Below are 15452 nucleotides of genomic sequence, written 5' to 3' on the forward strand. Positions count from 1 at the left end.
GTGCTGTTTTTTTGAAAGCTTTTTAGATCTTGTAATGGGTTTTCCGTTTTAGATGCTTGCTTCTTACAATTCGGTCAACCATTTTCACTCTTAAGAATGACGATTATTTTTCAAGCTTTTTCATCTTTGTAAGTGAGTTGTTCAGTTCTTGAATTCTTGCCTCAAGATCACCAGGCTTCTTTAGTTCTTCAAAATAGTTGACAATTTGATTGATCATGTGAGTCTTGAATTCGTTTTCTGTGTTGACTAAAACCGTTTCATAGTGGTGTGTGAGTTTCGTATCAGCTTCCCACAGCCAATTTTCTACTTCACTGTCTATTTCATCAATAAGGTGGTTCTTCAGTTCGTTTGAACCATTTTGTTCAAAGAACTGTTTCGGATTTTTAAAATAAGATAGCCACCTCTTATGTTTCGATTCATCCTTTATCTCAAAATCTAAAAAGAAGGATGGCGTTTTAAATAGATCTGCTGTTTCATTTCTCTCTTGCAGACTTACGCCTCCTTGACTTGCATTAGAGATCAAATGAGCTACTTTTTCTTTCATGTCTTTTTGTATCCAATGATCTAAACGTAACGAACATGCTTTGAACTCTTGATTCAAATCATGCGAGATCTTACCAAAAAGTTCCCCTATGCATTGCGCTAACGCACTCTTAGAACTTTGAACCGCAGCCGGATGAATCGTTTCTTTATAAAAATCATGATAACGTATCAATACACGTTGTCTTACATAATACAAAAGTTCTTTTTGTTCTTGAAGAAATTGTTTTTTCGATATTCTAATATAATCATTACTGAAATTGATCAGTGTGTTTTCTCTCTTCTGAAGAAGCTCTAAATACTCGTCTTCTTTTTCCATTCTCTGAACTGTTTCTTTGATCATATTTTCAATGACAGTGTTTGCATGGGTTATGGAAGATCTTGCACTCTTGATCATGGTGTTTTCCAACTCATTTTCGATGTAATGAGTTAAGCTTGATGAAAATGCATCAAACCCGCTTTCTGATCGCTTACTTGCGATCAGTTCGTTCTTACTCGAAACCGGGAATAATCTCGGGTTTCTGATACCAAATGCAAGGAGGTTGTTCTTTACATGTAGCACAACATCATTCTTGTCTTCTTCCGTTTCAGCAAGATCTGCAGCATTGATCGCAAAGAACATCTTATCTGATGAGAAGGTATCTTTAATTCTTCCTAACTGAATCAAAAATTCTCGATCTGCATATGAAAAGGCATGGTTAAAGTAGGTAAGATAAATGATAATATCAGCGTGTTTCATATATTCAAACGCGACTTCTGTATGGCGAGAATGAATCGAATTAGCTCCTGGTGTATCAACGAGCACAAGACCTTTTTCAGTTAACGGACAGCTGAAATAAATCGTTATTTTTTTTATAAAACAAGCTCTTGTTTCATCGGCAGCATACTCACCGATCTCAGAAATCCCTTTATTTAGAACTTTTCCTAGATGACCGTTAGCCCAAGCGTAACCTGCTTTGTAAGACGCCAATCTCTCATCTGAAGAATTCAGTAACTCGCTTAATTCTTGATTTGAGGTTTTCAAGAGCATATTGAGCTCCTGCGTTAGTTCTTCTTCACTCTTCATCTCAATCTTGATCGAACCATGCTGATGTTCACGATCTGGATACCGTATCTCATTAATAGCAGCTGTTGTAGGATTCGGTGAGGATGGAAGAATACTTTCACCAAATAATGCGTTCGCAAATGATGATTTACCTGCTGAAAACGCACCGAAGAGAACCATCGTAAACGATCGTTTTTCAAGTCTCTCGTGAAGTTCTTCCATCTCAGCAGCTAAATGTGAGAGCCCTCCGACCGGCTTAAGTATCTTAGCTGCCAATGATAATTTTTCTGTTTCTAGAGGAAGAGAATCTTCACTTGAATGTAAAGTAAGAAAATTTTCCTCTTCCAATTGTTCTTCCGCCGTTTCTATTGGTCCTTTATCAAATCTTTCCTTAAACATCTCGATCGATAGAGGCTGGTATTCAGCAAGAAACTTTCTTTCAAATTCATCTATTGGTCGATCGCCAGACACATTTTCATAAAGCAGTTCTTGAAGGTCATGTTTTTGCTCATCCCAGTTTTCTGCGATTTCTTTCTCAAGATATAGCTTTTTTCGATCTTTTTCTAACTTGTTCAACTCTTCTTCCAAGTTTGATAGCTCATTATCTGTTTTTGAGTTCAAAGATGTTCTAACAGCATTGATACATTCTGTGACCTCTTGACGTGCTTTCTTTTTAATTTCATTGGATAAATTGTTGCAATAGTTTAAAAGACCTTGCCCTTGTGATGACAAACCCGGTGTGATGAATGAATGCAACATGTCTTTGTCGGCTTTTATAGGTTCCCAATCTGGGAGATTATGGTCTACCTCTTTTTGAAGAGAGCTTACAAAGTTTTGAGCATGCCAGTTGATATGAGCATCGATCGATTTCTGTAGAATTTCTAATAACTCTTCTATTCGAACAGTCCGTTCTTGCTCTGTTTTTTGTTTTGAAAAGAATAGCCCTATTTTAAAGTCTGTTTTAGCAGATTCAAGAAAGGAGCTTGCTTTTTCTCTCGTCTCATATGGCATTAATTGTGCGGATTCTAGAATATTAATAAGTTGGTCCTTAACACTTTCTTCTTTTTCATTGATGACCTGTTTTATCTTAGATCTCTTTTTTGTTAGATCTTCATGTTCTTGAGACAATGAAGCTAACCTCTGGCTAACAACATCAATGGTTGTTAAACCTTCTTCTTTTCTTTCTACAAATTCATGTACAAACTGCTGAAGCTGATTATTCACTTGTTTTAAAAGAAGGGCGTCTTTATTTTGCTCAATTCTTTTTAAATAAGCCATTAGCGCAGTTAGGTCATTGTGCGACAAATCTTGTCTCTTAACACTGGTGAAAAAGATATGTTCTTTCGGTATCCCAAGAGATTGAAAAGAGGCAAACACGTTTTCCTTAAAAGCTGTAAACTTCAACTCTTCTTCACGGTGCTTATCAATCTGGTTAACGATTAAGCGGACATCTTTCCCTCTTTTGATCAGTGATGAGATGAATGCCATGTTCGTTTCAGAGAGTATATGATTATAATCCATTACATAAAAGATCAGATCCGAAAGATAGACGACGTTTTCTGTCGCTTTCTTATGAAGAGGGTCAGTCGAATCAATTCCTGGTGTGTCGTAAAAAGCGATATTCTCTACGTTCTTTTCGTCACCGCCATAATAGATCTCTATCTCCTCAACAAGCTCTGCATCTTTACAGAGCTCTTTTATCTCATTTACGTCATATGGAGCGTGGAATGTAACCACTTCTTTGTTTTTTAGAGTAACAACTGCTCTTTCCTCTCCTCTTACCATCTTAACGATGTTTGCACTTGTAGGAATCGGAGAGGACGGAAGTATGCCTGTTTCTGAAAGTGCATTGATCAAGCTAGATTTTCCTGCGGAAAAATGCCCGCAAAAAGCTATAGCAAACTCTTCCTTTGCTACCTTAAGGAATAGTTTGCTTAATTGATCTTCTTCTTTTTTATTGTCCGTTTTTTGAAATACTTCATATAATCCGATCAATCTCTGTTTTTCTGTTATCAATAATTCTTTTTCAGTTGACTTCATCGTATCCACCTGTCTTCAATACTGTATCACTATCCACTTTACCATATATATGATAGCGATTTCACCATTGATTATCTATTATCTTGGAATCCGAATGAGTTATTTTGAATGGAGTTAAAAAAATACGCCATAAAGTATTCATCTTCAAATTTGCCTTCTATGATCACTTGATCTCTTTGCTTTCCTTCTATTATAAAACCTGCTTTTTCATAAACTCTTACTGCCTTTTCGTTTCCAGAAAAAACAGTAAGCCATATCTTATGTAGATTGTTAGTCTCTCCCCATCTTAACGTATGGGCCAGAAGTTCTTTTCCAATACCAAGGCCTTGTGCTTCTGGATGAATCCAAGTTCTAAAAACACCGGTGTGTTTTTTCATTTGAAGTTCTCCTTTTAGCACTCTAGCGATCCCTACAACTTTTTTATTTCGTTCGACAGCTGTGTATAGATTCCCCTTACGCTTAACCTCATGAATAAACTCAATCTCTTCTGAAACTGAATGAAGCTCCTCTTTTTGAAGATATCTACCGGCTTTTACGATCGTTTCTACATGTTTTGTGATATCTGCTGCATCTTTTTCTTCTACGGGTCTTAAGATGATCTCTTCCCCATTTTTAGCTGTAAAGAAGAAGTTGTCCCCATCTGGCATGGCTTTATTCCTCCAAAAGTTATGATTGTATTATTATGTCTTCTTTACAGGTTGTCATGCATCAAGAAAAATAATGATGATTGAGTATGATCGATGACTGATCGATCATTGCAATGCCATATGAAAACCGTTTCTGCCTTCTTTTATCTGTTGGCGAACCGGGATTAAAAAGGATTGTATTCCCCTTTCGCTCATGAAAAGGGATGTGGGAGTGTCCAAATATGATCAGGTCAGCTTGATCTCCTTCACATTCTCTATATGCGCGTTCTGGTGTCGATCTTCCTTTTCCAAGATGTCCATGAACCATTGCAATTTTTATATCTTCCATATCAACAAGTACTTTTTCAGGCAGAGTTTTGCTCCAATCCTCTTTGTCTACGTTCCCCTTTACTCCATAAATTGGCGCATACGTTTTAAGTTCTTCGTAAACAGATTGAGCTGTCCAGTCTCCTGCATGAAAAATGTAATCAATTTCGTTTCTTAGAATGTCTCGAATTGGTTCAGGAAATATCGTTCCTTTTTTCGGCATATGTGTATCAGAAATTATTAGGATTTTTTTCAACTCAGTAAACCTCTTTTCATGAGCCACCATCATTTATGGCTGTTTTTTTATAATGCTATTTCATAAGATTTATTTAAACATAGTTAGAAAACGAAAACAAAAAAGCAAGGGAGACTTTCTCCCTTGCTTCTTAGTATGATTTATCTGTTTTTAAAGTCTTCACGAACACGTTTTTGTGAACGGTATGATTGATCACGGCTGCCGCTGCTGCTGCTGCGGTTTCCACCATCGCGAGAACCACTGCGCTCGCCTTTAGAGTATCCAGAACGGCGATTATCTCTTCCGCCTCCACCCTCTCTTTTAGGGCCTCCTCCAGAACGTCTACGATCAGAGAAACGATTATTAGGACGTCTCTTTTTAACTGATAGTGGCGGCTCATCTGTAAGGTTGATCGGAGTCGTATCAGGTTCTTTCGTAAGAAGCTTAAGCGCTGCAGCTAAAAGTGTTACAGAATCGTTCTCTTCTAGTAACTCAACTGCTGTTTGCTTATAACCGTTAAAGTTATCTTGCTCAACAACTTCCATCAATTTTTCAAGTGTGATCTGCTGTTGTCCTTCCATTGCTTCTGATACAGAAGGAATCGCACGTTTTACCATTTTACGCTTTGTAATTTTTTCGATCGTGTATAGGTGATCGATTTCACGCGGTGTGATAAACGTTAATGCATAACCAGTTTTTCCTGCACGTCCAGTACGTCCAATACGGTGAACATAGCTTTCTGGATCTTGAGGAATATCGAAGTTATAAACGTGAGAAACACCAGAGATGTCAAGACCACGAGCAGCTACGTCTGTTGCAACAAGAACTTCGATCGTGTTGTTTTTGAACGCACGTAACACTTTGTCACGTTTAGCTTGCGGAAGGTCACCGTGGATTCCTTCAGCTGAATATCCGCGTTTACTTAATGCTTCAGACAATTCATCTACACGACGCTTCGTACGTCCGAAAACGATCGCAAGCTCTGGAGAGTGAATATCCATGAAGCGGCATAACGCATCAAACTTTTGACGTTCTTTAACTTCAACATATTCTTGCTCAATGTTCTTAACAGTCATTTCAGACGCTTTTACTTTGATAAGTAATACGTCCTTCATGAATTTTGCAGCCAAGTTTTGAATCTGCTTAGGCATCGTTGCAGAGAAAAGCATCGTGTGACGTTCTGTAGGAACATTTTCTAAGATCTTTTCGATGTCTTCAACAAATCCCATGTTAAGCATTTCATCAGCTTCATCAAGCACAACTGTATGAACGCTATCAAGCTTTAATGTTTTTCTGTTAATGTGGTCTTGCACACGTCCTGGTGTACCTACTACGATGTGTGGACCATTTTTTAATGCTTTAATTTGTCGAACAATGGATTGTCCACCATAAATCGGTAATGTTTTGATTCCTTTAAATTGACCGATTTTATTGAGTTCTTCTGCTACTTGAACAGCTAACTCACGAGTTGGAGCTAATACGATTCCTTGAACGAATCGTGATCTAGTATCCATTTTTTCGATTAGCGGTATACCAAACGCAGCTGTCTTACCAGTCCCTGTTTGTGCCTGGCCAATAAGGTCAGTCCCCTTAAGTGCTGTTGGAATGGTATCACGCTGAATCGGTGTTGCTTCCTCAAATCCCATGTTATTAATGGATTGAAGCAACTCAGGACTTAGTCCTAGTTCTTGAAATGTTGTCAATGTTCTATCTCCTTTTCTGTGACGAAAAAGGTTTTACGATAACCTCGTGGATCCGGCATGGATTGTCATGTTAAAGTGCCGGCCAATTTGTTTTTTCAAAATACATCATGATTTGCACATAAAATAGCATTTCCTAATTAAGTATTGATGGGAAATGCTTAGCCATGTGAATATGCGTAAAAATTAAACGTTAATAGTTACAAGGCTATCCGTAATTCAAACTTGTTCCGTCCATATATATTCCGTTGTTAAACTTATCACGTAAACCTAATAAATGCAACTCTTTACATTAGAAGTAGTGTTTAAAGTTTATTCACACAACTCTTTAAACATGTGATATTTCACTTAAACGGTATTATTCTAACCAATGAAGATTTGAATGAAACGTCTTTTCTTCCGAACGAAAGAATAAATTTTTGAAACCATCGCACGCTAACACTATTATCTTTAGTATGAAAGAAGGACTCTTTATGGATCAAAATTGGGTTTCTGTTATTCCGTTCTTAGTGGTAATCCCTATAGCTATCAAGACTAAACAAGTTCTCCCAGGTTTGATCGCAGGTCTTTTGACCGGGTCTTACCTACTCCAGCCAACCCTCGTTGGCGGATTGGAGAGAATGGTCCAATTTTTAGTGAAAGGACTGGTAGACCCTAAGAACATAAAAATCTTAGTGTTTTTGTATGCCTTTTCGGGACTCATCTCAATGATTAAACTTTCTGGGGGAATTAAAGGCTTTGTAGAAGAAGCTTCTAACAGGATCGAAACAAAAAAAGGAGCTTTGTTGCTTACTTATGTGTCTACAATTGGTACTTTTGCTGCTCCAAGTTTTCGTTTCGTCACGATTGCTCCGATCATGAGAGCTCTTTTAAAAAAAGTAAAGATGTCTACTCAAGAACTCGGCTTTGTCATTGAGACTACAGCAACTCCCATCATTGTATTGATACCGATCGCTACCGCATTTGTTGGATACATGACATCCATTGTAGACATATCGTTAAAGAACGAAAATATTACGGCAGATCCATATTCTCTTTTTATACAGAGCATTCCGTTTAATTTTTTCTCTTTTGTGATGATAATCGTAGGGATCTACCTGAGCTTCTTTCATCATTCAAAGTCAACAGAAGAAACAGATCCAAAAGATGTGGGTAAAAGCGAAGAAGATGATTGGCATAGTTGTGATCCTGCTGTTAATAAGGAACTTCCAAATAAACCATGGAACCTACTTATCCCACTCATTCTGGTCGTATTCCTTACTCTACTTTTAACTTGGTGGGATGGGTACAAAAAAACGAAAGGAAGTTTTTTTGCAGCCTTCATTTCCGCTGATGTTATGGATGCCATGCTTATTGCACTGTTGTTCACCACAATATTTACATTTCTTTTCCTTCGTTTTCAAAAAATGAAAACAAGTGATCTTTTAAATGGGTTTATTTTTGGCGGAAACGAATTGATGAGTGTTATCGTGCTTTTAGCTGTAGTTTGGGGCTTATCTTCGGTTACTGAAGAACTTGGATTCTCTGCTTTTGTAACTTCATACGCAGGATGGATTCCCGGATCAGTTATCGTCCCTTTGCTGTTCATCTTTGGCTGTGCCGTCTCCTATTTTATCGGATCTGCCTGGGGTACATGGGGAATATTGATGCCTCTCGGTGTATCGATGGCAGGAGTGGCAGATGTTTCACTGCCTCTTGTGATCGGAGCAGTCTTTGCAAGTGGAACATTCGGAGCATTCGCCTCGCCTTTAAGTGATGATACGAACACGATCGCACGCATTTTAAACCTATCCGTCATAACTTATGCACGATACAAGCTTAAACCAGCACTAATAGCTGCAGCCATAACAGCAGTACTATATGGAGCTACTGTATTCTTCATTTGAACCTCCTGACTTAGGAGGTTCGTTTTTTTCCTTCTTCTCTTACTTTGTTTATTACTTCTTGGTAGCGATCTCTAGACCAAGAATGATAAGAAGGGTGTGGTACCCCTTCTATGGTGTTTAAACTCTCTTTATTAGTCAGTTTGTTCACATATTTTTCTGCAAATCTTCCGCATGGGATGATAAGTGTATTTTCAGTAAGCAATGACGTTAATCTACTTTCGAAATGATGTAGAAGAAGTTGATCGAATTCAGCCCTCCATTCATCTTTAAAGACTTTCACTGAACTCGTTCTTACTGCTTCAGCGACTTTGATCTCATCACTATATCTGTTAACGAAAGTTTGATCAGGAAATGCAGTACCTTGCAGGGGAAAAGGACAAACATTTACGATTCCGAACACTGTATTTTTATTCTCATCTATGTACTGTTTTAACAACTTTCCCATTGGAAGTGTATCTTCGACTTCAAACAATTCTTTTGCCATCGATCTGCCAGATAGACCCGCCAGTGGTACTCCAGATTTGATCTCCTCTTTATGAGGTGATTCTAAAATAAATATCATATTCGTGTGTTCAGAAATTATATCTTGAACGCTATAAAGTGATGATGCTTCTTCAAAAAAAGATTGAATATCCACCAAATCTGCCTCCTTTACTCCATTAATGTTGATTACTATTTATCTGCTTCGACAAAGTCAGCAGCTTGGAATGGTAATCAATGTGTCCCCAAAAACATAATCGTTTTAATTGTGCTTTCGACATTCGTATGCCACAATATCATCATTACTTGAAAAGTAATTGTTAAGGAGTGAACATACTTTGAAAATCATTTTGAATGAAGATACTGCAAATTTTGTGATCAATGACCTTCAAGCGTCTCAGAACGATTCCATCCGTTTTTTCGTTCGCCTTGGAGGATGCAGCACAGTACAAGACGGCTTTTCGTTAGGACTTACAAAAGATACCCCTAAACATCCAGCTGCAGAAATCGTTGTAGAGAACCATACTTTTTTCATTGAGCAAGAAGATGAATGGTTCTTTGACGGAAATGATCTAACTGTTTCCATTACGGATGGAGAAATCAAATACGATTTTAACGAGAACAAAAATTAGACTATAAGAACTTTTGAAGTTCTCCAATTCTTCCTTCACTTTTCATGATCTCTACTTGCTTATCCCCAATAAGGTCGAAATGGGGGTAAGCATCTCGTTCATGAATCCACTCTTCTTTTAAACCGTAAGTTCTTCCCCACTCTGATAATTTTTTTCGATCGTTACAGCCTACTTTTGTTACACTCTTAGCTGTTGGAAATCGCGGATCATACCAAAAATGGGTGAGGAATGCGATGTGTCCTGCCTCAACTTCACCTTTCCATCTCTTTAAGTCAGCTCGTTTTATTCCGAATGCCATTATTTTGATGAGCTCATTTCTAGGTAAGCTTCATGCCAATCAGGAAAATATTTTTTAATTGAGATCGGCCGAAAATTTTCTTTTTTCACACAAACATGAGTGGATTCGCCTGTAACACATAATTCGTTTTCGTCATTAAAGATCTCATAATAATAAATAACTTTGATCCCTGAATATTCTTTTACGGCTGTTTTAATGTGAGCCTTTTGTCCATAAGTTAATGGTTTTTTATAGGACGCTTGAATGTCTGTTACAGGAGAAAGTATACCTTCTCTTTCCATGTCTGCATATTTAAAGCCTAAATGTTCGATCAGCTTTGTTCTACCGATTTCAAACCATACTAAATAGTTTGCATGATAGACGACACCCATCTGATCTGTTTCTGCATATCTAACATCAACGCTGCTCTCAACAAATTTCATATATCATCTGTTTCCCTTCGTGTTGTCTTTTCTTAACACTTTAGTAGAAATTCAAAAAAAAGACCAGCAATATGCTGGTCTTTCTCTTATTGTAGGTCGTTACCTTCTCTATAAGCCTTTTCTTCTTGAATCTCATTTTGAAACTGCTCAATGGATTCTTGTCTATGTTGATTCTTCTCTTTGATCTGCTCTTTTTGGCTTGCTGTCAATTCAGTGTTAGCCGCAGTCTGGTTAGCTTCTGAGATGTTCTGTTCTGTGTTTTGTACCATTTGTTCTAATCGTTCAACATTATTGCTTCGATCGTCTCGGTTTGGTTTGTTCATGATGATTCTCCTTTTTTTAAAAAAGTTCGTACCATCTTAGTCTGTACAAGTAACCGATTGAATTATTCTTTAGTTTTTTTGCAATAGAATAGGACTCATGTTTTGAACGCTGAATTGACATAGGTCAGTGAGATATTTCCAATATTCTACTACACTGTCGTCTTCTAGATTCTTCATCGTGATCTCTAGCCAAGCTAATTCTTCGGCAAGCCTGATCGATGAACCAATCCAGTATTTTTTGTTTTTCACAGTAATCTGAAACGGTTCTTCAAATCGAAAAGGAAGATAGAACCCTTCTGTGTTCGGATGCAGGATAATATGCTGATAGACGGTTCCTTTTGTAAGCTTGGCATAGAACAAAAATACCCCATCGTTCTTTGCTGCCGCTTTCTTTAACTTTTCAAGCGTTTCAACATTTCCTAGTTCCATCGTTGTAATTTCTTTATCCCAGTTCAACTCTTCACGAAAAGGAACTAGATGCCCCAATCTCTGCATTTCAATCTCTAATTGACGATATAAATAATCCTGATCATCTTTGTTATGTGATACAGGTAATGGTTTGACAGATGCCGTAATCAAACGTACCCCTCCTAATTCTTTCACTACATACACTTTTTCGACAAAATCTTTCGTATATGGGAGTCAAAAGAAAAAATTATGGAGAGGTATTTTTTAGAAAGTAAGTGTTATTTCCCTTTAGGTGGTACATAATCTGCATGATCGTGCGATTTATTAGCCATCTTTTTTCCATTATTGCTGTTGCTCTCACGTGGCTGAGTGCCGATATGATTTGGAACGAAATCTTCCGGAAAGCGTTTTGGATTACTCAAAGGTCCTACCTCCTTTCGTCTTCTTTTTACTTTTCCATTAATCAAAATCAACTATTCATCAGTAAACTGGCAATTATTTTTTAATGTCTGATTATTTCGATTTCATCTTGGTTATATTGATATTATCCCAATGAAGAGGTGTCAATGATGAGGAAAAACAGAAAAATGAACTTCAAAGAACTCGTGAGTGAGAACAAAAGGCAACTTCTGAAAGATGAGTCGTACATTGAACAACTTGAGATCAAACTTGACGAAAAACATATGAAGAAAGCATAAAAAAATCCTTTGCCTAAAACGAATTGGCAAAGGATTTTTTTATTAGTTTTGAGTTTGAGAAGAATGAGCAAGCTTGTTACGAAGTACCATTGGAAGGATACCACCATGACGATAGTATTCAATTTCAACTTCGCTGTCAAAACGAGCTACAACTTCAAATGTTTTCTCCGTTCCATCTTCAAAAACAGCTGTAACTTGAACAAGATCACGCGGTTTAACCGTTTCATCAACGGAAACTGTGAATGATTCTTTTCCTGTAAGTCCAAACGTCTCAGCATTCTCACCATCTTTGAATTGAAGAGGCAGTACACCCATCAACACAAGGTTTGAACGGTGGATACGCTCGAAGCTTTCAGCAAGTACAGTTTGAATTCCTAGTAATGTAGTACCTTTTGCTGCCCAGTCACGAGAAGATCCCATACCGTAATCTTTTCCTGCGATTACCATGAGGCCCGTACCGTTCTCTTTGTATTTCATCGCAGCATCATAGATGCTCATCACTTGGTTAGTTGGCCAGAAAGTAGTCCATCCACCTTCAGTACCAGGAGCAACCGCGTTACGAATACGAATATTGGCGAAAGTACCACGCATCATTACTTCATGGTTACCACGACGAGAGCCGTAAGAGTTAAAGTCGCGTGGCTCTACACCGTTTTGAATCAAGTATCTGCCTGCAGGAGTATCTTTTCCGATCGCACCAGCTGGAGAAATGTGGTCAGTTGTAACAGAATCCCCGAATTTAGCGATAAGCTTTAGATCTTTAAGAGGTTGGATCTCTTTAAGTTCTGCAGAAAGCTCTTCAAAGAATGGAGGGTTTTGAATGTATGTTGATGATGTATCAAACCCATATAATTGGTCAGCTGAAGTCTTCAGTTCGTTCCAACGTTCGTTCTCATCAAATACACGCTCGTATTCCTTCTTGAACAATTCTGGAGTTACTGCTTTCTTCATCGCTTCATTAATCTCTTCTGTTGAAGGCCAGATATCTTTAAAGTAAACTTCGTTACCCTCTTTGTCTGTTCCGAAAGAATCAGATTGAAGGTTGAAATCTACAGTTCCAGCTAGTGCATACGCTACTACTAACGGTGGAGAAGCTAAGTAGTTGGCTTTTACAAGCGGGTGGATACGTCCTTCAAAGTTTCTGTTTCCTGAAAGTACTGATGTTACAGTTAGATCGTTCTTAGAGATCGCATTTTCAACTTCAAGCGCCAAAGGACCTGAGTTACCGATACATGTTGTACAACCGTAACCAACAAGGTTGAACCCTAACTGATCCATATAGCTCATTAAGCCTGCTTCTTCTAAATAACGTGTAACAACTTTAGATCCTGGTGCTAAAGATGTTTTTACATAGCCAGGAACTTTTAAGCCTTTTTCAATCGCTTTCTTAGCAACTAATCCAGCTCCTAACATTACGTATGGGTTAGAAGTATTCGTACAGCTTGTAATTGCAGCGATTGCAACTGCACCAGTCTTCATCGTAGAAGTTTCGTTGTTCGAATGCTTCACGGTAACTTCTTTGTTGATCTCATCAGCTGTTAACCCGAACCCGGCATTTCCTTGTGGAGCTACAAGCGCTTTATTGAAGCTGTCTTTCATTTGTGATAAAGGAATCAAATCTTGTGGGCGTTTTGGTCCTGACAAGTTTGGCTCAATTTCAGAAAGATTGATTTCAACAACGTCTGTAAATTCAGGATCAGCATCTCCTGCTGTGTAGAACAATCCGTTTGCTTTGCAATACGCTTCTACAAGCTGGATTTGCTCTTCTGTTCTACCTGTTAAGCGAAGGTAGTTTAAAGCTTCTTCGTCAACTGGGAAGAAACCACAAGTCGCCCCATATTCAGGAGCCATATTTGAAACTGTCGCACGGTCTGCAAGCGGCATATCAGCAAGTCCTGGACCGAAGAACTCGACGAACTTCCCTACTACTTTCTTTTCACGCAATACTTGCGTTACTTTGAGTGCAAGGTCTGTTGCAGTCGTTCCGTTTGGAAGCGTTCCAGTTAATTTAACACCGATTACTTCTGGAACTGGGAAGTAAGAAGGCTGTCCTAACATGCCTGCTTCTGCTTCAATTCCACCAACACCCCAGCCTAATACTCCAAGACCATTGATCATTGTTGTATGAGAATCTGTACCTACTAATGAATCAGGGTAAGCAATAGTTTCACCTTCAGATTCACTCGTAAGAACTACAGGCGCTAAGTACTCTAAGTTAACTTGGTGGACAATACCTGTCGCAGGAGGAACTGCACGGTAGTTATCAAACGCAGATTGAGCCCAGCTCAAAAGTTTGTAACGCTCTTCATTTCGAGCAAATTCAAGGTTCATGTTGAAAGCAAGTGAATCTTGAGTACCTGCTTTATCAACTTGTACAGAATGGTCAACTACAAGATCAACTGGAATTTCAGGGTTGATCTGAGAAGGGTCTCCACCCATATCCTTCATGGCTTTACGAAGAGAAGCTAGATCAACAACAGCAGGCACTCCTGTAAAATCCTGAAGAATAACACGTGAAGGCTTAAAAGGAACATCGATATCTCTTAGCTCACTCGTGCCCCACTTTGCAAGATTTTCAACATGTTCTTTGTTGATTACTTTTCCATCAAATTGTCTTAATACAGATTCCAATAATACTTTTACAGAGTAGGGTAATTTTGATACGTTACCAATTCCCGCTTCTTCTAACGCTCCTAAACGGTAATAGCTATATTCCTTACCGTTCACATCAAAAGTAGAACGGGCATTAAATACATCATTTCTTTTCATGTTCCACTCTCTCCCTTCACTAACAATCATACACGATTATGAGAAAAATTGTCGAAAAAATGTGTTCAATTTCAGAGTCATTTACACAAAATCTTTTTTTCCCTCTATTATCATACGTAAAACCCTTTCATAAGTAAAATAGTTAATGGTTATCAATCGACATAAGTTTTTCTTATGGTATAAATATCACCAGTATCTTCCTGCTTGCATATAGTAAATTACGTAATACTTCTTTTTGTTTTCCCATAATTACCACGCTTAAAAAGATCGGAGGGAAACAGGATGGAATGGTTAAAAAAACTTGCCGCTTTACTCGTGTTGATCGGAGCATTGAACTGGGGAGCAATCGGTCTTTTTGATTTTAACGTTGTGACAGAAATTTTTGGAAGCGCTACCACTGTTACAAAAGTTTTATACAGTTTGATCGGCCTTTCTGGTGTCTGGCTGTTACTCAGTAAATATAAATCTTGAACGTAAAGAAGCACTCCTTTTTTTGGAGTGCTTCTTCTTTTTGATATTGCACAAACTAAATGTAACGGAGGTGACAAACAAATGGGAAGAAATAAAGCAAATCACTCGCGTCCTGGAATGAATGCAGCAAAAGCTCAAGGTAAGGGAGCTGGATATGAGACAGAATTCGGTAATGAGGCATTATCCTTACCTAATGAAAAGTTAAGTGAAGCTGAGCGTCAAAACAATAAGAAAACGAAGAAAAGACATTAAGGTTTTGGAAACTGACTTTGAAGTTGTTGCAGCTCATTTAGAAAGCTCTCTAACTGAGGCTGTTGATGTTCAGAAGCTGTTTCCATTGCGTTCTGTATTTGTTGACAAGCCTTTTCGTTTTCGGTCATAAAATGAGAATAAAAAACACCATATTCACTATTTGACGCGTCCAATGTTTTTGAGATATCCATTGCATGGTGATAACCTTGCTCAGCAGCTTGATATGCTTGTTGCTTGTTTTTATGATAGGGCATAATTACCATCCTTTGTTTTGATATACCTTTAACGTTCCAATATTAT

The 15452-nt window shown here is 38.1% G+C and carries 17 protein-coding genes; 5 read left to right on the forward strand and 12 right to left on the reverse strand.

What is annotated here, in order from left to right:
* Nucleotides 1-103 precede the first annotated feature (103 nt).
* The 4 genes from FS458_RS11115 to FS458_RS11130 all read right to left on the reverse strand — a co-directional run bounded on the left by FS458_RS11115 (nt 104) and on the right by FS458_RS11130 (nt 6516).
* Nucleotides 104-3625 (reverse strand): dynamin family protein, encoded by a 3522-nt coding sequence (locus FS458_RS11115; protein WP_144700557.1) that lies wholly within the window; start codon nt 3623-3625, stop codon nt 104-106.
* A gap of 71 nt (nt 3626-3696) precedes the next feature.
* Complete coding sequence (locus FS458_RS11120; protein ID WP_144700559.1) at nt 3697-4272, reverse strand: GNAT family N-acetyltransferase; 576 nt, start codon at nt 4270-4272, stop codon at nt 3697-3699.
* A 61-nt stretch (nt 4273-4333) separates the two neighbouring features.
* Nucleotides 4334-4834: a metallophosphoesterase family protein gene (locus tag FS458_RS11125; protein WP_144700572.1), complete on the reverse strand. Its 501-nt coding sequence runs from the start codon at nt 4832-4834 to the stop codon at nt 4334-4336.
* Between the two features lie 140 nt (nt 4835-4974).
* Nucleotides 4975-6516, reverse strand: coding sequence for a DEAD/DEAH box helicase (locus FS458_RS11130; protein WP_144700574.1), 1542 nt, complete (start codon nt 6514-6516; stop codon nt 4975-4977).
* A gap of 470 nt (nt 6517-6986) precedes the next feature.
* Between FS458_RS11130 and FS458_RS11135 the strand changes: the two genes are divergently transcribed.
* Nucleotides 6987-8399 carry a Na+/H+ antiporter NhaC family protein gene (locus FS458_RS11135; protein ID WP_144700576.1) on the forward strand — a complete coding sequence of 471 codons (1413 nt, stop codon included), beginning with the start codon at nt 6987-6989 and terminating at the stop codon, nt 8397-8399.
* A gap of 10 nt (nt 8400-8409) precedes the next feature.
* Here the strand turns inward: FS458_RS11135 and FS458_RS11140 are convergent, their stop codons facing one another.
* Nucleotides 8410-9036, reverse strand: a complete 627-nt coding sequence (locus FS458_RS11140; RefSeq protein WP_144700578.1) for a uracil-DNA glycosylase family protein — start codon at nt 9034-9036, stop codon at nt 8410-8412.
* 181 nt (nt 9037-9217) lie between these two features.
* Between FS458_RS11140 and FS458_RS11145 the strand changes: the two genes are divergently transcribed.
* The gene (locus FS458_RS11145; protein WP_144700580.1) at nt 9218-9511 is read left to right on the forward strand and encodes a HesB/YadR/YfhF family protein; all 294 of its coding nucleotides are present in this window, start codon (nt 9218-9220) and stop codon (nt 9509-9511) included.
* A 1-nt stretch (nt 9512) separates the two neighbouring features.
* Here the strand turns inward: FS458_RS11145 and FS458_RS11150 are convergent, their stop codons facing one another.
* The 5 genes from FS458_RS11150 to FS458_RS11170 form a co-directional block, all read right to left on the reverse strand.
* On the reverse strand, nt 9513-9809 hold the full coding sequence (locus FS458_RS11150) for a hypothetical protein (RefSeq protein ID WP_144700582.1): 297 nt from the start codon (nt 9807-9809) through the stop codon (nt 9513-9515).
* Nucleotides 9809-10231 carry an acyl-CoA thioesterase gene (locus FS458_RS11155; protein ID WP_144700584.1) on the reverse strand — a complete coding sequence of 141 codons (423 nt, stop codon included), beginning with the start codon at nt 10229-10231 and terminating at the stop codon, nt 9809-9811. Before FS458_RS11155 ends, FS458_RS11150 begins: the two co-directional genes overlap by 1 nt.
* 86 nt (nt 10232-10317) lie before the next feature.
* Entirely contained in the window at nt 10318-10554 is a 237-nt protein-coding gene (tlp, locus tag FS458_RS11160; protein ID WP_066393949.1) for a small acid-soluble spore protein Tlp, read from the reverse strand.
* A gap of 69 nt (nt 10555-10623) precedes the next feature.
* Nucleotides 10624-11133: a hypothetical protein gene (locus FS458_RS11165; protein ID WP_144700586.1), complete on the reverse strand. Its 510-nt coding sequence runs from the start codon at nt 11131-11133 to the stop codon at nt 10624-10626.
* A 107-nt stretch (nt 11134-11240) separates the two neighbouring features.
* Nucleotides 11241-11384 (reverse strand): acid-soluble spore protein N, encoded by a 144-nt coding sequence (locus FS458_RS11170; protein ID WP_066241162.1) that lies wholly within the window; start codon nt 11382-11384, stop codon nt 11241-11243.
* A gap of 144 nt (nt 11385-11528) precedes the next feature.
* On the opposite strand from FS458_RS11170, the gene FS458_RS11175 reads away from it, so the two are divergent.
* The gene (locus FS458_RS11175; RefSeq protein ID WP_370629970.1) at nt 11529-11660 is read left to right on the forward strand and encodes an FbpB family small basic protein; all 132 of its coding nucleotides are present in this window, start codon (nt 11529-11531) and stop codon (nt 11658-11660) included.
* 42 nt (nt 11661-11702) lie between these two features.
* On the opposite strand, the gene acnA is transcribed toward FS458_RS11175, so the two are convergent.
* Nucleotides 11703-14429 carry an aconitate hydratase AcnA gene (acnA, locus tag FS458_RS11180; RefSeq protein ID WP_144700588.1) on the reverse strand — a complete coding sequence of 909 codons (2727 nt, stop codon included), beginning with the start codon at nt 14427-14429 and terminating at the stop codon, nt 11703-11705.
* A gap of 282 nt (nt 14430-14711) precedes the next feature.
* Between acnA and FS458_RS11185 the strand changes: the two genes are divergently transcribed.
* Both FS458_RS11185 and sspO read left to right on the forward strand, forming a co-directional pair.
* Nucleotides 14712-14900: a DUF378 domain-containing protein gene (locus FS458_RS11185; protein ID WP_144700590.1), complete on the forward strand. Its 189-nt coding sequence runs from the start codon at nt 14712-14714 to the stop codon at nt 14898-14900.
* A gap of 81 nt (nt 14901-14981) precedes the next feature.
* Complete coding sequence (gene sspO, locus FS458_RS11190) at nt 14982-15152, forward strand: small acid-soluble spore protein O (RefSeq protein ID WP_144700592.1); 171 nt, start codon at nt 14982-14984, stop codon at nt 15150-15152.
* Here sspO and FS458_RS11195 read toward each other — a convergent pair.
* Nucleotides 15149-15406 (reverse strand): hypothetical protein, encoded by a 258-nt coding sequence (locus FS458_RS11195; protein WP_144700594.1) that lies wholly within the window; start codon nt 15404-15406, stop codon nt 15149-15151. The two genes, sspO and FS458_RS11195, sit on opposite strands and share 4 nt — an antisense overlap.
* Nucleotides 15407-15452: the final 46 nt, after the last annotated feature.

It is taken from the genome of Fictibacillus phosphorivorans (assembly GCF_007673525.1).
GTDB classification, from domain to species: Bacteria; Bacillota; Bacilli; order Bacillales; family Fictibacillaceae; genus Fictibacillus; species Fictibacillus phosphorivorans_C.